The organism is Chitinophagaceae bacterium (assembly GCA_016699815.1).
Lineage (GTDB): Bacteria > Bacteroidota > Bacteroidia > Chitinophagales > Chitinophagaceae > Ferruginibacter.
Genome location: CP065012.1, coordinates 846,991 through 865,098 on the forward strand (window position 1 = coordinate 846,991; position 18,108 = coordinate 865,098).

16 protein-coding genes are annotated in these 18,108 nt (G+C 39.4%); 5 read left to right on the top strand and 11 right to left on the bottom strand.

The window, feature by feature from the left end; genetic code table 11:
* Window positions 1-18: 18 nt before the first annotated feature.
* The 9 genes from IPO46_03725 to IPO46_03765 form a co-directional block, all read right to left on the bottom strand.
* Window positions 19-399 (bottom strand): hotdog fold thioesterase, encoded by a 381-nt coding sequence (locus tag IPO46_03725; GenBank protein QQS64312.1) that lies wholly within the window; start codon window positions 397-399, stop codon window positions 19-21.
* 109 nt (window positions 400-508) lie between these two features.
* Entirely contained in the window at window positions 509-988 is a 480-nt protein-coding gene (coaD, locus tag IPO46_03730; GenBank protein QQS63712.1) for a pantetheine-phosphate adenylyltransferase, read from the bottom strand.
* Window positions 989-1,011: 23 nt separating this feature from the next.
* Window positions 1,012-1,947, bottom strand: coding sequence for an aspartate carbamoyltransferase catalytic subunit (locus IPO46_03735; protein ID QQS63713.1), 936 nt, complete (start codon window positions 1,945-1,947; stop codon window positions 1,012-1,014).
* A gap of 61 nt (window positions 1,948-2,008) precedes the next feature.
* Window positions 2,009-2,518, bottom strand: coding sequence for a bifunctional pyr operon transcriptional regulator/uracil phosphoribosyltransferase PyrR (pyrR, locus tag IPO46_03740; GenBank protein QQS63714.1), 510 nt, complete (start codon window positions 2,516-2,518; stop codon window positions 2,009-2,011).
* Window positions 2,519-2,648: 130 nt separating this feature from the next.
* Complete coding sequence (locus tag IPO46_03745) at window positions 2,649-3,257, bottom strand: glycoside hydrolase family 13 (protein QQS63715.1); 609 nt, start codon at window positions 3,255-3,257, stop codon at window positions 2,649-2,651.
* A gap of 105 nt (window positions 3,258-3,362) precedes the next feature.
* Complete coding sequence (gene pruA / locus IPO46_03750; GenBank protein ID QQS63716.1) at window positions 3,363-4,997, bottom strand: L-glutamate gamma-semialdehyde dehydrogenase; 1,635 nt, start codon at window positions 4,995-4,997, stop codon at window positions 3,363-3,365.
* Between the two features lie 111 nt (window positions 4,998-5,108).
* A protein-coding gene (prfB, locus tag IPO46_03755; GenBank protein ID QQS63717.1) for a peptide chain release factor 2 occupies window positions 5,109-6,204 on the bottom strand; the annotation gives its coding sequence in 2 pieces (ribosomal slippage) (window positions 5,109-6,143 and window positions 6,145-6,204; 1,095 coding nt in all).
* 91 nt (window positions 6,205-6,295) lie between these two features.
* Window positions 6,296-6,754 (bottom strand): hypothetical protein, encoded by a 459-nt coding sequence (locus IPO46_03760; GenBank protein ID QQS63718.1) that lies wholly within the window; start codon window positions 6,752-6,754, stop codon window positions 6,296-6,298.
* A gap of 72 nt (window positions 6,755-6,826) precedes the next feature.
* The gene (locus IPO46_03765; protein QQS63719.1) at window positions 6,827-7,327 is read right to left on the bottom strand and encodes a hypothetical protein; all 501 of its coding nucleotides are present in this window, start codon (window positions 7,325-7,327) and stop codon (window positions 6,827-6,829) included.
* A gap of 79 nt (window positions 7,328-7,406) precedes the next feature.
* On the opposite strand from IPO46_03765, the gene pdeM reads away from it, so the two are divergent.
* Window positions 7,407-8,063: a ligase-associated DNA damage response endonuclease PdeM gene (gene pdeM, locus IPO46_03770; GenBank protein ID QQS63720.1), complete on the top strand. Its 657-nt coding sequence runs from the start codon at window positions 7,407-7,409 to the stop codon at window positions 8,061-8,063.
* 32 nt (window positions 8,064-8,095) lie between these two features.
* On the opposite strand, the gene IPO46_03775 is transcribed toward pdeM, so the two are convergent.
* Window positions 8,096-9,319, bottom strand: a complete 1,224-nt coding sequence (locus IPO46_03775; GenBank protein QQS64313.1) for a proline dehydrogenase family protein — start codon at window positions 9,317-9,319, stop codon at window positions 8,096-8,098.
* 106 nt (window positions 9,320-9,425) lie between these two features.
* Here IPO46_03775 and IPO46_03780 point away from each other — a divergent pair, with 106 nt between their 5' ends.
* On the top strand, window positions 9,426-9,938 hold the full coding sequence (locus IPO46_03780) for an acyl-CoA thioesterase (protein QQS63721.1): 513 nt from the start codon (window positions 9,426-9,428) through the stop codon (window positions 9,936-9,938).
* A 16-nt stretch (window positions 9,939-9,954) separates the two neighbouring features.
* Here IPO46_03780 and IPO46_03785 read toward each other — a convergent pair whose 3' ends face one another.
* Window positions 9,955-10,725: a 1-acyl-sn-glycerol-3-phosphate acyltransferase gene (locus tag IPO46_03785; protein QQS63722.1), complete on the bottom strand. Its 771-nt coding sequence runs from the start codon at window positions 10,723-10,725 to the stop codon at window positions 9,955-9,957.
* Between the two features lie 179 nt (window positions 10,726-10,904).
* On the opposite strand from IPO46_03785, the gene IPO46_03790 reads away from it, so the two are divergent.
* The 3 genes from IPO46_03790 to IPO46_03800 all read left to right on the top strand — a co-directional run bounded on the left by IPO46_03790 (window position 10,905) and on the right by IPO46_03800 (window position 18,013).
* Entirely contained in the window at window positions 10,905-11,180 is a 276-nt protein-coding gene (locus IPO46_03790) for a hypothetical protein (protein ID QQS63723.1), read from the top strand.
* An 88-nt stretch (window positions 11,181-11,268) separates the two neighbouring features.
* Window positions 11,269-14,625, top strand: coding sequence for a T9SS type A sorting domain-containing protein (locus IPO46_03795; GenBank protein QQS63724.1), 3,357 nt, complete (start codon window positions 11,269-11,271; stop codon window positions 14,623-14,625).
* Window positions 14,626-14,740: 115 nt separating this feature from the next.
* Window positions 14,741-18,013 (top strand): T9SS type A sorting domain-containing protein, encoded by a 3,273-nt coding sequence (locus tag IPO46_03800; protein QQS63725.1) that lies wholly within the window; start codon window positions 14,741-14,743, stop codon window positions 18,011-18,013.
* Window positions 18,014-18,108 lie beyond the last annotated feature (95 nt).

Sequence of the window (18,108 nt, forward strand, 5' to 3'; positions counted from 1 at the left end):
AAAGCTTAATAATATGTTCTATTTTATTTTGTCAAAGTCCACAATGGCCACGGTATGTCTGCTTACACAAACCAGTAGGCCACTTTCATTTACCAATTTAATATCCCACACATGGGAGCTTTTACCCAGGTGCAGCGGCGTAGCAGTTGCGGTTACAAATCCGCTTCGTACCCCTTTAATATGATTGGCATTTATCTCCATACCAACGCAAATATATTTTGTATTATCTATTACCAAATAAGAGCCAATACTTCCAATAGTTTCCGCCAGGGAACAGCTTGCGCCGCCATGTAATAAGCCATAAGGCTGAATGGTATTTTCTGATACCGGCATTTTCATTTTCAAAAAATCAGGGCCAATATCCACCCACTCCATACCTAATAATGCACTCATGCCCATGGGCTTTATAGATTTAAGCTGGCTAATGTCAATAGTTTTATTGAACCAAATTGAAGGTTTGCTCACAAAAATTTATTTAATAATAAAAGAAATTAAAAATTGTTTACCCTTAAACAACCGAAATATGTTTTAAAGATTCATTCACCACATCGGGAAGAAATGAAGAAACATCGCCACCGTTTTTCAATACATCCCTCACCAGGGTGGATGCAACTGAAGTATATTGAGGAAGGCAGGTTAAAAATATAGTTTCAATATTATTGGCTAGGCTGCGGTTCATATCGGCAATGGCTTTTTCATATTCAAAATCGTTTACGTAACGGATGCCTCTTAAAATATATTCTGCACCTACCTGCTTGCAACATTCAATGGTAAGTCCACCATACACTACAGCATCTACTTTTGGGTTGCTCCTATACATATCTTTAAGCCATTTAAGGCGTTGTTCTTCACTAAACATGGGTTGTTTATTCATATTACTGCCAATGCCAATCACCACTTTATCAAATAATGGGAGCGCACGGTCTATAATATCTTTATGGCCAAGGGTTACTGGGTCAAACGTTCCCGGAAACAAACAAATTTTCATAAAGAAATAGTTTAGTTAATAATTTATGATTGGCTTTTGTTACCTGCAAGTAAATATAAAATTGCCATTCGCACTGCCACGCCATTTTCTACCTGTTGTAAAATTATGGAATGCCGGCTATCGGCAACATCGCTGTCAATTTCCACACCACGGTTTATTGGCCCAGGGTGCATAATTACAATATCTTTTTTTATAGAATCCAGCATTTTGGAAGTTACGCCATAGGAAAGGTTGTACTCCCTAAGTGAAGAAAAAAGCACCTGGTTTTGCCTTTCTAATTGGATACGCAATATGTTGGCTACGTCGCACCACTCCAAAGCTTTACGTAAGTTGTATTCTACTTTTACGTTGAGGGCTTGTTCAATATATTTTGGAATTAAAGTAGGCGGGCCTGCCAGCATTACTTCTGCGCCCATTTTGGTAAGCAAATAAATATTACTAAGCGCCACTCGGGAATGCATAATATCTCCTACCAAAACAATTTTTTTCCCCTGGAGGGTGCCGAGTTTTTCAATGATGGAAAAAGCATCGAGCAATGCCTGAGACGGGTGTTCATTTATTCCATCACCTGCATTTACAATTGCAGTATGAGGCAAATGCCTGGCTAAAAAATGTGGCGCACCGCTTGAGCTATGGCGCATTACCAGCATATCCACCTTCATACTAAGGATATTGTTTACCGTATCCAATAAAGTTTCCCCTTTTGAAACCGATGAACCCGATGCAGCAAAATTTATAGTGTCGGCGCTGAGTCTTTTTTCGGCAAGTTCAAATGATATCCTTGTACGGGTACTGTTTTCATAAAAAAGGTTTACGATGGTAACATCTCTTAAGGAAGGTACTTTTTTAATGGGCCTTTGCAGTACTTCTTTAAAATTGGTTGCGGTAGCTAAAATAGATGAAATATCTCCTGAGGTGAGTTCTTTAATGCCGAGTAAATGTTTGGTTGAAAGCTGCATTAAAAGTCAAAGCTAAAGTAAAAAATTGGGTTTTGCTATTTCCATTAAAAAACATTTACCATTAGTAAAGCTCCACTTCGTTGGTTTGCCTGTTGAGTTTTACTTTTTGAGAAGGGCTTGTATCTATTGCAATACCACAATAATCAGGCTGAATGGGCAATTGCCGGCTAAAACGGCGATTAACCAGTACGCATAATTTTACCCCGGCAGGGCGGCCAAAATCGTTCAATGCATCTAATGCGGCCCTTATGGTACGGCCGGTATGCAACACATCATCTATAAGTACAACCTGCTTCCCTTCTATAGAAAAACTAATATCTGTTTTTGCCGGCTGGTGCAGTTCTTCCCGTATATCATCCCTGTAAAAGGTTATATCCAGCAGACCATATTGTATTTTTTCATGGGGAAGCAGAGATTGAATTATGGCTACTATTTTATCGCTCACCGCAGTTCCCCTGGGTTGCAGGCCAATAAAAACCACATCACTAAGCGAGGCATAACCTTCTACTAAATGATAGGCCAGCCTTTTAATGGTAAACTGCAACTGGTTACTGTCTAAAATTATTTTCAAAAGCGATAATTTATTCGATAAAATTAGCCGTTTTAACCTTTACAAAAAAACAAATCCCTGCAATATAACAGGGATTTGATATTTACTTATGATCCAGAATAATCTTATATAAAAACAGCATACAGGGTTGCTATTCTTTTCCTCCATTTAGTGATTGCTGCAATGCGCCTAATTCCACCCATTTGTCATCTGCAGCCAGTTTAGCCTGCTTTGGCCATGATTTTGGTTCATGCAATGCAAATTTGTTTCCGGCTTCGTTTAAAATTGATTTAAGATTTTTAATTGACGATTTAGATAAATCTTTATAACGGTAAATACCTGCTTCGTTTAAAAGCCTGGCTATTTTTTTTCCAATGCCTTCAATTTTTGTAAGGTCATCGGCCTGTGGTTTTACTTTTTTGGATTTTGGTGCAGCAGCTTTAACTGTTTTTTGGGGCAGAACAGATTTTTCTTCATTTGCCTGAACATGAATTATGCAATTTTCAATAGTATTGCCCTGCTCATGCAGCAAAATGGTATTGGTACCATCGTTTACCCATCGGCCGTCATTTAAAAGATAGCGGTATTGATAAGATTTTCCGGTTTCCAGTTTGATTTCTGCTATCATGGAACCATCTTCATTTTTTTGCAATGCCACAGCTTCCTCTGGGTTCCATTTATTAAATTCACCTAGTAAAAAACCTTCAGTTGCCCCTGCTACATAATTTGCAGGAAGTGTAAAATGAACTTTTGTTAACATGTATTCAAAATTTTTGCAAAAGTACGCATTTAACAGCAGCTAAACCAGATGTTGCAAGCCTTTAACAGTGGGTATTGTTCACATGTTTTTCACAAAAAATTAAAACTATTTTTCAAGTAAAAACGGGTACCTGTAATCGGTTGCGGCAACAAAAGTTTCCTTAATCGTTCTTGCGCTCAGCCAGCGGTAAAGATTTAAAGCAGAGCCTGCTTTATCATTGGTACCACTTGCCCTTGCGCCGCCAAAAGGCTGCTGGCCTACAACGGCTCCTGTTGGTTTATCGTTAATATAAAAATTGCCAGCAGCATTGCGTAATTTGTTTACGGCAGTTTCAATGGCCTGCCTGTCAGTGGCAATTACGGCCCCTGTTAATGCATATCCTGAAGTACTGTCTACCAGCTTTAAGGTTTCTTCATATTTACTTTCATCGTAGATATAAACGGTTAAAACCGGCCCGAATAATTCTTCACACATGGTTACATACTTAGGGTCTGTTGCTTCAATAATGGTAGGTTCAATAAAATAACCTTTGGATTTATCGCAATGGCCACCCACCCAAATTTTGGCTCCGCTGTTGCGCTTGCGTGCATTTTTAATATAGCTTTCGAGTTTGTCAAAGCTTTTTTCATCTATCACTGCATTTATAAAATTGGTAAAGTCTTCCACAGCACCCATCTTCATAGTTTTAATTTCATCTACCAGTTTCTTTTTTACCTGAGCCGCAATATTTGAGGGTATATATGCCCTTGATGCTGCCGAACATTTTTGGCCCTGGTATTCAAATGCGCCACGGGCAAGGGCGGCAACTACGGTATCTACATCGGCAGATTTATGTACTATTACAAAATCCTTACCACCTGTTTCGCCAACAATTCGGGGATAGCTTTTATAGAGGTTCATATTTTTTCCTATGGTTTCCCACATGCGGTTAAACACACCTGTGCTGCCTGTAAAATGGATGCCTGCAAAATCGGGGTGATTAAAAATTACTTCGCCTGCTGTAGGCCCATCTACAAAAACCAGGTTGATAACACCATCGGGCAAGCCGGCTTCTTTTAAAATACGCATAAACATTTGAGCGCTAAAAACCTGTGTGTTGGCGCATTTCCACACTACGGTATTGCCGCACATAGCGGCGCTTGTGGGCAGGTTGCCGCCAATTGCCGTAAAATTAAATGGCGTTAATGCAAATACAAAACCCTCCAATGGGCGATACTCCAAACGGTTGTTTACACCCGGGCTACTGATAGGTTGCTGCCGGTAAATTTCACTTAAGTAATGAACGTTAAAACGGAGAAAGTCAATAATTTCACAAGCGCTGTCAATCTCTGCCTGAAAAGCATTTTTGCTTTGGCCAAGCATGGTGGTGCCATTCAAATACGGCCTGTATTTTCCTGCAATTAAATCGGCGGCTTTTAAAAATATATTGGCCCGGTTTTCCCAACTAAGCGCTGCCCATTTATCTTTTGCTTTTAATGCTGCATTAATAGCTTTGGTTACATGCTTTGCTTCGCCTGCATGAAATTTTCCCAAGCTATGCTGGTGTTCATGTGGCGGGCGAATATCTGATAATTTACCGGTTCTTACTTCTTCATTGCCGATGTACATGGGAACATCAATTTTTGAAGATTTTAATTCTTTCAAAACTTCTTTTAACCTTTTCTTTTCGACACTGCCCGGAGCATAGCTCAATACAGGTTCATTAGCGGGTAAAGGGTAATAATAGTCTCCGTATTGCATGGTATTTTATTTTATTAGTAGATTTTAAATCCTTAATTATAAGCACACAAAGATACAGTTCGTCTTTTCAACTTTTTTTATCATTCTAATACCCCATATTCTTTTATTTTCTTAATTACTTTCTGCTTCTTTTTCCAGCATCAAATACGCTTTAATAAATCCATCGAGTTCTCCATCCATTACCGGTTGAATATTGCCTACTTCGTAATCGGTGCGGTGGTCTTTTATCATTTTATAGGGATGAAAAACATAACTGCGTATCTGGCTGCCCCATTCTATTTTTTTCTTGTTGGCATTTGTTGCATCCCTAAGCTCATTGCGTTTTTTTAATTCTTCTTCATACAAGCGGCTTTTAAGCATTTGCATAGCTTTTTCCCTATTGCCTAACTGGCTCCTTTCGGTTTGGCACACTACGGTGATGCCTGTAGGAATGTGGGTGAGAAAAACTTTGGTTTCCACTTTATTTACATTTTGGCCGCCTGCACCGCCGCTTCTTGCAGTTTCCATTTTTACATCGGCATCTTTTATGTCAATTTCAATACTGTCATCAACAAGTGGGTAGGCATGTATGCTGGCAAAGGATGTGTGCCGCCTGGCATTGCTATCGAAAGGTGAAATACGCACCAACCTGTGAACGCCGCTTTCTGCTTTTAAAAAACCATAAGCAAAAGGCCCGTCAAACTGGTAGGTTGCGGCTTTAATGCCGGCGCCATCGCCCCATTGCCAATCCAGTTCTGTAACTTTCCAGCCTTGTTTCTCGCCGTACATGCGGTACATTCGGGCAAGCATTTCTGCCCAGTCCTGGCTTTCGGTTCCACCCGCTCCGCTATTGATTTCCAGCACCGCAGGTAAGGCATCGCTGGGGTCGTTGAGTGTACTTTTAAATTCTGCTTCTTCAATTAAATCATTAGCTTTAATATGAGCCATTTTTACTTCATCTTCTTCGGCTTCGCCTTCTTTCCAAAAGTCGAATAATATGGCAAAGTCTTCTACTGCGCCATTTACGGCTTTATAAAGATCTACCCAATACTCGTTTTCTTTAATATCTTTTAAAATGGCTGTTGCCCGGGCATTGTCGTTCCAAAATCCGGGTGAAAGTGTAAGCTGTTTATCGTTGGCAATTAATGCCGTTCTTTTGTCCACGTCAAAGAAACCTCCCCAAAACCAGGATGCGGTCTCTCATATCTTTAATTTGTTCAATTGTCATAACTGCAAAATTAAGAAGTTTAAAGCGGATAATTGTATTAAACAAAAGGCGAAGTTTAATACTTCGCCTTAAAATATTGAACATTATTTTTTTAGAATGTATAGCGTGCGCCCAGGCCGCCCCAGCCACCTGCAAAACCATATCCCTTTGTAAATTCAAAAGAGGGTTGCCAGTCGAGTGATAAATTTAAAGGCAGTTCTGCAAATTTGTAATCTATACCTATTACGCCATCTACACCAATAACACTATTGTTGCCTTTGTAAAAACCAACGTGTGCACCGGGGCCAAGATACCATTTAAGGTTGCCTTCGGTATTTAAATCGCCGTAAATTTCATAAAGGCCCACAACCCTTACGCCTGCGGAATTAAAGAAGCCTACAAATTCCAATGCATTTTTTTCGTTAAGAAAAGTTTTCAAGGAAAGGCCGGCGCCATCCCAAATTTTTATACCTGCTGCCGTTTTATAACTTAAGCTGTTGGCTGTTTTGTTTTGTGCATTTGCGGAAAATGCAAGTACAGTGATTAAGGTAACAAAAAGAAGTTTCTTCATAAAAAATTTTCAATTTATTGAGGCGCAAAATTAGCCATTTTTTTGCTATAAAAAAATTGCAGGAATATTTAACTAATAAATAAGATTTTTTCGCTGCATGGTATAGAGCACAATAAACAAAAGAGTTATCATTGCCATTACCATAGTGGTTGCCATTTCCCCGGAAAAATATCCTGCTCCCAATATCAATAAATTACCAACCCAGGGCAATACCTGGCCTGCAATGTAAAGCCAGTAACCATCTTTTTTTAATTTACGCATTAGTACAGCACCTAATAGGCAAAGCCCGGCGCCAAGAATATTAACTGCTATGTAGGGAACCATGTTCTTTTCTATTATCTCCAATTTTACATTGGCTTTTCTAATATTTTCCATATCCTTTGCAGAAATTTCCTGGCCAGATTCTGCAGCTTTGGCCATCATCTTTTTACTAAACCCGGAGCAAGTAGGTGTTAAGAGTATTGAAATGAGGAAAAATGCCGAACCAATTATGGTTAAAATAGTAAGAATGTTTAGCGTTTTTGTCAATTTAGGTTTTTCAAATTCGCCCTGGTCAATGGTTGTAAATTCCATAATAAAATAATTTTTCACAATTTAAGCAGGCAAAAGAAATTAAGCAAATGAAAATTCTTCACATTTACCTTTGTTTTAAATGAGGGGATTTTTAGTACATACAATACAAAACGAAAATTTTTTAGTGTTGCCTCAAAAATGCCTGTATTGGGAAAACCAAAAAACATTATTGCTTTCAGATTTGCATTTAGGCAAGAGTGGCCATTTTCGCAAAAACGGTATCGGAATTCCTCAAAACATTTTTAAAGAAGATATGCAGCAGTTGCTATCGCTAATACAATATTTTAAACCAAAGTATGTATTAATTATCGGCGATTTTTTTCATAGCCATGCCAACAAGGAGCATGATTTTTTTTTAAGGTGGAAAAAAGGTATTGCATATGTAAATTTTCAACTGGTTTTAGGTAACCACGATGTATTGAATGAACAATGGTACAGAGATGCAGGCATTTCGCTTTATGAGGAAAAATTAATATTGAATCAATTTTGCTTTATGCATGATGCAGATATTTCGGCATTACCAGGCAACTCTTATACTTTTTGCGGGCATATTCACCCGGCAGTAAAATTGAGCGGGGCTGGCAAGCAGTCGTTAACACTTCCTTGTTTTTATTTCTCCAAATATCATGCAGTATTACCTGCATTTGGAAATTTTACAGGTACACATATCGTAAGCCCAAAAAAAAATGATAGTGTGTATATAATTGCAGAAAATAAAGTGATGAAAATAATGTAGGTATAAAATAAATACCCTGCACCGTCTTTTTGCTAATTTTTCGCTTTTCTCCTTATCATTTCTTTATGAATAATGCTGAGTTCCCTGCCTGTTTGGCCAGATACGGAACTGTTCTCCTGTGCCCTGCGCATGAGATATGGGATTACATCTTTTATGGGGCCAAATGGCAGGTATTTGCTTACGGTAAAATTGCTGTGGGCAAGGTTAAACGTAATATTATCACTCATGCCATAGAGTTGTGAAAAATGAATATGTGGATGGTTGTGAGGTAGCTTTTTTTCATCGAGTAATTGGGTGGTAAGCATATTACTAAATTCATTGTGTGAGGCTACAATTAATGAAATGGAACCAATATGCTCCAGCGAATATTTTATGGCATCATTAAAATCATTATCGCAACTTTGTTTATCGGGTTGTATGGGCGAAGGATAATCTTTTTCAGCAGCCCTTTCCCTTTCTTTTTCCATATAAGCGCCACGTACAATTTTTATAGCCAGTATAAATTCCCTTTCAAGCGCCGCCTTGTGGCATTCTTTCAAAAAAGCCAGCCTGTCGTGGCGGTAAAGTTGAACAGTATTATAAATTAGCGGTGCAATTTTATTGAACTTATCCATCATCATTAGGGTAATGGCATCTACCGGGTCTTGTATCCAGGTTTCTTCTGCATCTACCAAAACACCTATTTTTTTATGCACTGCAACTTCGCAAATTTTAGCAAGCCTGTTTACTACTTTTTGCCATTCTTCTTTTTCATTTTGCGATAATGCATCCACCGCTTTGCTGTAGCGGTTCATTAAAGTGCCTTCACTGCCTTTCATTGATGTATCTAATTTTTCCAGCAAAGCGCCCCGGGCAATTCCGGTTACTTTAATGCTCATAAATGGAACATTAATTTGCGTGGCAGCATAATTAATTACATCAATAAAAACTTCTGTTGCATGGTCAAAACCCTCTTCGCCATTAATTCCACCTTCCACACCATAATCTAAAATTACTTTTACATTATAGTTACCCAGTTTTTTGGCTACTGATGCGGTTTGCTGCAGGTTTTCGCCGCCAACAAACTGGCTAAAAATTGTTTTGCGTAAAAGCGGTTTTACAAACGGGCAATTCCATTTAATAGCAGGCGGCGTAATAGCAAGGCCTATTTTTAGTAATAATGGGCTGTTCATTGCCCAAAAAAGAAATTTGGCTTTTTTTAATTCAGCATTGGTTTTGTAAGCATACGCAAGCTCGGTGTTATCGAATGACAGCATAATGGCAATATAAGATGAAAAATTTTTAGCAAAAATAGTTATTAATGTCAAAATAATATAGGGCAGGTGAAAACAGCTTTTCGCCACTATCTTTGCAAAAAAAATTATGGATAAAAAAGCATCCGAATCGAGGGTAATAATGACGGAAATTGTACTGCCCAATGATACCAATACCTTTGGTAACCTTATGGGCGGCCGGTTGATGTACTGGATGGATATTGCCGCAGCTTTATCGGCAATGCAGCATTGTGCTTCGCCGGTAGTAACGGCTTCGGTAGATAATATTTCTTTTGAATCTCCCATAAAACTGGGTAACGTAGTGCATATAGAAGCTAAGGTAACCCGGGCTTTTAACAGCAGCATGGAAATACACATTAATGTGTGGGGAGAAGATGCCCTGCAGCAATATAAATATAAGAGCAATGAAGCTTATTACACTTTTGTAGCGCTCGATCCTAATGGGAAACCAAAACCCATTATTAAAATTATTCCCGAAACTGATGATGAAATACGGCTTTTTGATGGCGCATTAAGAAGAAGGCAACTCCGGCTGATACTTGGTGGTAAAATGAGCCCTAATGAAGCAGTGGAGCTCAAAGCTTTGTTTATAAAAGGATAAAAGATTTTGTATTTTTTTACTTATCGGCAAGGCTCATTAAATGGTGCTTGCCTTTGAGCATATATTTTTTACTTTGCTCAATGGCATCCATTACTTTGTCTAAAATATTTTCGGCAGTATCGTTGTAATCAATATACATAGGCTCTTTAAAGGTTACGGAAAGCTGCGAACCCTTCTTTTTAAACTTTAGCCCTTTTTTATTAAATGCCCTCCAGTAACCATTAATTACCACAGGTACCACTACAGGTTGATTTTGTTTTATAATAAATGCGGTTCCTTTGCGGCCTGGTGCAAATGGTTTAGTAGTACCCTGCGGAAAAGTAATTACCCAATTTTTTTGCAAAGCTTCAGTAATTTTCCTGGTGTCCGACGGGTCCAATCCACGCCTTACTTCCTGGCCTTCGGCACGCCAGGTACGCTTTACCGTAATGGCGCCCGCAAGTGTAAATAATTTGGTAAGCCAATTTGCCTTCATGGTTTCTTCTGCGGCAACATATTTTATACGGGTAAAAGGCCATAATAGGTAATAGGGCAATCCAAGCCTGTTTTTTTTTCGCCAGCGGGATGCACAAAAAATATGTATAAAACTAATTACATCGGCAAAATAGGTTTGATGGTTGCTAACAAATAGTACATTATTACGGGGAAGATTTTTTAGGTTTTCCATGCCGTAAATTTTCATACGGTTAATAATATTTAAGCCGGGATATGTAAAAATGCCAACAAAACCATACACCAGCCCTTTTACAATTGATGAGTTTTTGATAGAATAAAAAAGTTTTTGCATTTTTTGGCTGCAAGTCTGATTAAGTATTTATATAATACCCATTTCAAATATAGGGATAAAAAAGATTTCTATTTAAAGCTCAATCAGGCAAACATATATTTGAAAATAATAATGATTTTTTCGGTAAAACTTTATCTCTTATATTTGGGCTACAATACGTTAATGTAAAATATATCAAAATGAAAAAAATCTTACTTACTCTTTTTGTTGGGTTTTGTTTTGGCAATTTAGTTTATGCGCAAGAATCGGCAAAAGTTGTCAAAAAGAAAAAAGTTATCCAGCGTACATTTGGCACAGCGGATAAATCCACCAATCCTTACAACACTCCTGAATACCTGGAAAAAGTAAAAATTAAAAAAGAAAAAGCTGCTGCTATTGAAGCAGGCAAACTTACTCCTGCTGTTACTTCACAAGGTTCCAGGGAAAAATTAAAAGCAGATAAAAAAGACAATTAATAATTTGTAACATAATCTCTTTATCCCGGGTAAAATTTACCCGGTATTATGCATTGCTTAAGCCATGCTCTTCTTTAAATAAATTAAAATGATGCAATCCAAAACTACTATCAACAAAATTAAGTTGTCGAAATTATGGACATTAACAGCCATAACTTTCCTTACTTTATTTACAGGTTTGGCAGGAGCCCAAACATATACCAACGGCCCTTTAAGCACCGGAGCCACTTCATCTACAGGTACTGCCGCCCCTACAGGATATACCTGGAGCGAAGTTCAGGCAGGTAATACCAACGCCGGTTTTGGCGCCAATATTACTGCAGGCTTCACCGTTGCCGATGATTTTACTGTACCTGCAGGCGGCTGGAATTTAACTACAGCAAGATTTTATGCCTATTCTACAGGATTTGCTGGTACTACATCTCCTTTTGTAGATGTGAGAATACAAATTTTTAATACCGACCCTTCAGTAGGTTCACCTACGCCAATATTTGGCAACCTTACAACCAACAGGTTTGTATCTTCTGCAGATGCAAATATGTATCGCATATTTAATGGTGCACCTGGTACTACAAGGCGCATTTGGGAAATTGTTGCAAACATTAACACTTCACTTACCCCGGGTACATATTGGATAGAGTGGCAATTGGGTAATGGTGGTATCAGCAACTTTTCACCTCCGGCAACAATTGTGGGCCAGGTAACCCAGGCAGGGTGGAACGGCAAACAACATGACATAAATGCTGCTACCTGGGTAAATTTATTAGATGGTGCTAATGCACAGGACATGCCATTTAAACTCGATTATAATACCGGTTCATGTTCCGGTACGCCAGCTCCTGGTAATACTATTGCAAGCGCAACTACAATTTGCCAAAATATTCCTTTAAACTTAAGTTTACAAAATGCCACTTCCGGTGCAGGAGTTACCTACCAATGGCAATCTTCAGCAGATGGAACAACCTGGACAAATATAACAGGAGCAACAAATGCTACTTATACCACTACACTTACAGCCACAACATATTTTCAATGCGTTGTTACCTGTAGTGGTAACAATGGCACTTCAACACCGGTACTTATTAATATGGTACCCTGCTATTGCGATGCAGGTGCATCGGGCAGTTTTGAAAGAATTGGAAACGTAAAATTAGGAACTATTGATAATAGCTCAACAGGCGGCAGCGGATACCAGGATTTTACCGCTGTTTCTACAGATGTAATTGCCGGAGCAACCATGCCTTTTACCGTAACTTCAACAAATGGTTTTGGTGGAGACAGGATAAAAATATGGATTGATTTTAACCAGGATTTTGACTTTACAGATCCGGGTGAACAAGTGTATTTAGCGCCTACAAACAGTGCAGGACCATACAATGGCACCATCATCATTCCTTCCGGTGCTACCCTTGGTGCAACAAGAATGAGAATACGGTTGTATGATAATACAGATAGCGATAATAATGGATCATGCGGTACCGATAATTGGGGTGAAGTAGAAGATTACACCGTAAATGTTACTCCTTGTGTTCCAATAAGCGTTACAACGCAACCAACAAGTCAATCGGCAAGTTGCGGACAAAATGCAACATTCTCTATAGCATTAACCGGAAGCGCACCTTCGGCTTCATGGGAGTACAGGACAAGTGCTAGCGGCATTTGGCAAAATGTACCTAATGCTGCACCCTATAGCGGTGTAAATACCAACACACTAACGATTACTGCAGTTACATCAGCATTAGAGGGATATCAATACCGTGCCGTATTTCAGGGGGCATGTACTGCATTAGACCACAGCAGTATAGGGACTTTAACAGTTACGCCTTTAATTGCCGATGTTAATCCACCATCTGCAACAATTTGTGCAGGTACTATTCAGCAATTATCATTAACCAATTTAACTTCTACCCTGCAATCTTCCACCTTTGCTTCAGGTAGTGTAAACCTTGCAATACCTTCTGCAGATGATGGAAGTTTATTTGATTCAAATGTGATACCTGTTTCCGGTATCCCTGCAGGCTCAATTATTACCGATTTTAAAGTAACATTAAATGTTGCACACCCATGGATTGGCGATGCATGTTTTGTGCTGAAAGGGCCAAACGGACAAGTATTAAACCTTGATTACTTCTTAACAGGAACTGGTGGAGTAGACATATCTACTGGTTTTACGAATACCGTATTTAGTCCTTTGGGAACCACTGTGCTAAATGCAGGCACAAACCCATGGACAGGGCTTTTCAAAGCAGATGCCATGACAGCTACTGTTCCAACTGGTTTCCCACCAAGCGGCCCTGTAGGATATACTCCAACTACCAGCACTTGGAATAATTTGTATAGTACCTTAAATGGCGACTGGACACTGGCATTTTATGATTATTTTGATGCATCGGATGATGGCACGCTTAACAACTGGAGCATCACTATTTCTTACACTTCTCCAACTTTTGCAGAAGGAACATGGACAGGCCCTGCAGGTACCATCTTTACCGATGCAGCCGCAACCATTCCTTACACAGGCACACCTGCAACTACTGTATATGTATTGCCTACAGAAGGCGGCGTAAACAATTATGATGTAAGCTTCAGTACTGCTATTTGCCAATCAAGTGTAACAACCGTTCCTGTTACTGTAAACATTCCTTTAAGCGGAACATCAACAGTAGATGATCAATCAGCGTGTGAAGGAACAGGTACTACATTTAGTTCATCTACACCCGAAAACGGCCAGCCGGTAAATCACCAATGGTATATGAGTACCGATGGTGGAGCAACCTTTACTGAAGTACATAACGGTGGAATTTACAGTGGGGCTACCACAGCATCACTTTCCATTAGCAGTGTTTCAATGGGTATGGATGGATATGTTTATTATGATTCTTTATACATACCTGTATGTAACAGTACACTCCATTCAGGAAACGGAACCCTTACCGTACATGCAAATCCAACACCGTCTTTATCAGCAAATCCATCTGCTTTATTCCCGGGAATAAGCACAACGATTAATGTAAATGGCGCATCCGGAAGCTATACCTGGAATTACAATGGATCAACTATTGGAAATACCAGCTCAAGCTTACCTGTAAATGTAGATGAATTAGGTACTTATAATGTAACTGTGGTAGATGAAAATGGATGCGAAGGCTCCTCTTCATCAATAACCATTAGGGATTCCGTAACGTCAACCTTATTCATTTATCCTAATCCAACAAATAATGGTCAGTTTAATGTAAGGTATTACAGTAATTCTAACCAGGGTGGCCGTACGATAAATGTATTTGACAGCAAAGGATCCAGAGTTTACTCCAACACATTTTCAATTTTTGGAGCGTATACCAATATGCCCGTTAATCTTTCAAACCTTAGTAAAGGTGTTTACACCGTAGAACTGGCAGAAAGAAGCGGAAAGCGTATTAAAACAGGAAGAATATTAGTTTTATAAAAAAGATTGATATTTTTTTAAAAAAAAGGGGCTGATTTTCGTCAGCCCCTTTTTTTCCCCTAACTTTATGACTGAATTTACCAAAAGTGCTTTTTTTCATTAAACCATTCATCACATGAAACATTTTTACAAGAAAGCAAGGCTGTTCTTATTAATCATCAGCAGCTTAGTTGCAACAAATGTATTTGCCCAAATAAACGAGGGTTTTACAACGGCAATTCCTTTGCCAACCGGCTGGGCCTCTCAAAACCTTAGTGGACCAACAATTGGCAGTACCGGTTGGTTTCAGGGTAACACTACTGTTTTCAATGCCTATAATGGCGCACCTACTTCTTACATTGCTGCAAATTTTAATAATGTTGCAGGTTCGGGAACAATCAGTAACTGGTTGTTTACCCCGGAAGTTCCATTAGCCAATGGAAATATTATTTCATTTTATACCCGTGGTACAGGAAGTATTTTTCCTGACAGGCTCCAACTACGTTTAAGTACTTCAGGCTCCAGCGTTAATGCAGGAACATCTGAAACTTCGGTTGGAGATTTTACCACTTTGCTTTTAGATATTAACTCTACTTACGCAACTTACCCGGATACCTGGACGCTTTTTACCGTAACACTTTCAGGTTTAGCCGGGCCAACAACTGGAAGATTTGCCTTTAGATATTTTGTGGAAGATGGCGGACCAGCAGGTAACAATTCTGATTATATGGGAATTGACCAGGTTACTTACGGCGCATCTTGCAGTGGCACGCCAACTCCTGGAAACACCCTATCTACAACAACTACAGCTTGCCCCGGTGTTCCTTTTACTTTATCATTACAAGATCCAGGTGGCCTTGGTATAACTTATCAATGGCAATCGGGCCCATCTGCTACCGGCCCATGGACAAATATTACCGGTGCTACAACAGCAACTTATGTTACCAATACGTCAAGCGCTATTTTCTATCAATGCGTAGTAAACTGCGGTGCCAATAGTGCAACCTCAACACCAGTTGGAATTACGATGAACCCGCCATCATCCTGTTATTGCATTCCTCCAACCACTGCTTTCAATTGCACCGATGATGATGTAATGACCAATGTTACCTTCGGTTCATCTTTAAATAATACATCTGCTTGCTCTACTAACGGATATGGTGATTACACTTCAACCATACCTGCAACAGATATTACTGCAGGTGATGCAGCGCCTATTTCTGTAACTACCGAAGATTCCTGGACAGAAGCCGTGGGTGTATGGATTGACTATAACCAAAGTGGTACATTTGAAGCCAGTGAATTTACATCTTTAGGTACAACAGCCGCTGGCAGTGGTGGCATACATGCAGGTACTATTAATGTACCAGGCACTGCACTAACAGGTGTTACCCGTATGAGGGTGAGGGTACAATTCTCAACATTATTTACCGGAGGAAATGCCTGTAATGCCCTGGCATTTGGAGAAACCGAAGATTACCTGGTAAATATTTTACCCTGTATCCCTGTTACCGTTACGGAGCAACCCACAAGCCAATCAACAGCTTGCGGACAGGACGCCAGCTTCCATATAGGATTGGCTGGTAGCAGCCCATCAGTGTTCTGGGAATATAGAACAAGTGCTTCTGCCAACTGGCAAAATGTACCCAACTCAGCACCTTACAGTGATGTAAATACTGCAACACTTTTAATAACAAATGCACCTGGTTCAATAAATGGATACCAATACCGTGCAGTTTACCAGGGTGGCTGCGCCGCAGTTGATTTTAGTAGTGTGGTAACATTATCTATCACTCCTTTAAATCCTGTGGTAAATCCTCCATCTGCAAATATTTGCAGCGGAACCATTCAACAATTATCTTTAACAAATACCGTTTCCTCTGTACAAACAACTACGTTTGTTGCAACAGGTTTACCGGTTAATATTCCGGATAATACCTTCCCAATAACCAATGCTTTAGCAGTTCCTATACAAGTTTCGGGAATACCGGCAGGCTCTATTATCCAAAATATTGGTATTAAATTTACATTACCTCATACATGGGTAGGTGATGTTGTGATGAACCTGCAAGCGCCAAACAACACTTCATTAAGCATGTTTGCATTATTGGATAATGCTTCAGGTAGTAATGGTACTGCAAACTTTACCAATACAACAATTGATTCTATTTCAACCACAGCTATAAGTGGCGCACCTGCTCCAAGAACGGGTAGCTTTGGCGCAGAAAGATGGTTGATTACCAATCCAAGTTTTGGTAATATCGCTACAACAAATACTACGTGGGCAGGTTTATTATCTACCATCAACGGTACCTGGAACATACTTGTAGCAGACCTTGGTGGCGGTGATGTAGGTAGTGTAAATGCAGCTGAATTATTCATTACTTATACTGCACCAAACTTTGCACAAGGTGTATGGACAGGCCCTGCAGGTACAATATTTACGGATGCATCAGCAACTACTCCTTACACCGGAACTCCTGCAACTACAGTTTATGTACTACCTACTGCAGCAGGTGTAAACAATTATAATGTAAGTTTCAGTACAGCTACATGTCAATCAACTGTAGCTACAGTACCCGTAACCGTTAATGAAGCCATTTCCGGTACTTCTACAGTAGATAACCAGGCAGCATGCGATGGCAGTAGTGTTACCTTTACTGCCTCAGAACCAGAAGGTGGTTCTATAATTAATCACCAATGGTATTTAAGTACAAATGGAGGAGCAACCTTTACTGCATTAAGTAATGGTGGCGGATATAGCGGTGTCACAACAAGTTCATTGAGCATTAGCTCAATTAACCCCGATATGAATGGCTATGTATATTACGATTCAATGTATGTACCTATTTGTAACAGCGTTTTGCAGGCTACAGCAGGCACATTAACCGTATATCCAAACCCAACACTTGTTGTTGCAGCCAATCCCTACTCTGCTTTGTTCCCCGGCCTCACTACTACATTATCAGTTGCTACATCACCCAATGCTGCAGAATCTATTGAATGGATATATGATGGATCTGTGGCAGGTACACAAGCAAACCTGCCTGTTGATGTAGATCATCTTGGTAATTACTATGCTGTAGTAGAAGACGTAAATGGTTGTATGGCCACTTCTGCATCTTATACTATTAGAGATTCTGCAACAGCTACACTATTTATTTATCCTAGCCCGGCACCTAACGGACAATTTAATGTGAGGTATCACAGTATTACCAACCAGGGTGGCCGCACTTTAAATGTATTTGATAGTAAAGGTGCAAGGGTGTACAGCAAAATTTTCACAATATTTGGTCCATATACCAATATGCCTGTAAACCTTTCTAATTTAAGTAAAGGAATTTATACAGTTGAGCTTGCCGACAGAGGTGGCAAACGTATAAAAACAGGAAGAGTACTTGTTTTGTAAGAACCCGTTTTAAATTAAAAAAGCCCTCTAATATTAAGAGGGCTTTTTTATTGATACCCAATCACATACGAAAGATTGATTTCCTGTTTGATTTG

Coding starts and splice junctions, on each gene's coding strand:
- IPO46_03725 (QQS64312.1), bottom strand. CDS start 399: ATGGGCATGAGTGCATTATTAGGTATGGAGTGGGTGGATATTGGCCCT.
- coaD (QQS63712.1), bottom strand. CDS start 988: ATGAAAATTTGTTTGTTTCCGGGAACGTTTGACCCAGTAACCCTTGGC.
- IPO46_03735 (QQS63713.1), bottom strand. CDS start 1,947: ATGCAGCTTTCAACCAAACATTTACTCGGCATTAAAGAACTCACCTCA.
- IPO46_03745 (QQS63715.1), bottom strand. CDS start 3,257: ATGTTAACAAAAGTTCATTTTACACTTCCTGCAAATTATGTAGCAGGG.
- pruA (QQS63716.1), bottom strand. CDS start 4,997: ATGCAATACGGAGACTATTATTACCCTTTACCCGCTAATGAACCTGTA.
- IPO46_03760 (QQS63718.1), bottom strand. CDS start 6,754: ATGAAGAAACTTCTTTTTGTTACCTTAATCACTGTACTTGCATTTTCC.
- IPO46_03765 (QQS63719.1), bottom strand. CDS start 7,327: ATGGAATTTACAACCATTGACCAGGGCGAATTTGAAAAACCTAAATTG.
- pdeM (QQS63720.1), top strand. CDS start 7,407: ATGAGGGGATTTTTAGTACATACAATACAAAACGAAAATTTTTTAGTG.
- IPO46_03775 (QQS64313.1), bottom strand. CDS start 9,319: ATGCTGTCATTCGATAACACCGAGCTTGCGTATGCTTACAAAACCAAT.
- IPO46_03780 (QQS63721.1), top strand. CDS start 9,426: ATGGATAAAAAAGCATCCGAATCGAGGGTAATAATGACGGAAATTGTA.
- IPO46_03785 (QQS63722.1), bottom strand. CDS start 10,725: ATGCAAAAACTTTTTTATTCTATCAAAAACTCATCAATTGTAAAAGGG.
- IPO46_03790 (QQS63723.1), top strand. CDS start 10,905: ATGAAAAAAATCTTACTTACTCTTTTTGTTGGGTTTTGTTTTGGCAAT.
- IPO46_03795 (QQS63724.1), top strand. CDS start 11,269: ATGATGCAATCCAAAACTACTATCAACAAAATTAAGTTGTCGAAATTA.
- IPO46_03800 (QQS63725.1), top strand. CDS start 14,741: ATGAAACATTTTTACAAGAAAGCAAGGCTGTTCTTATTAATCATCAGC.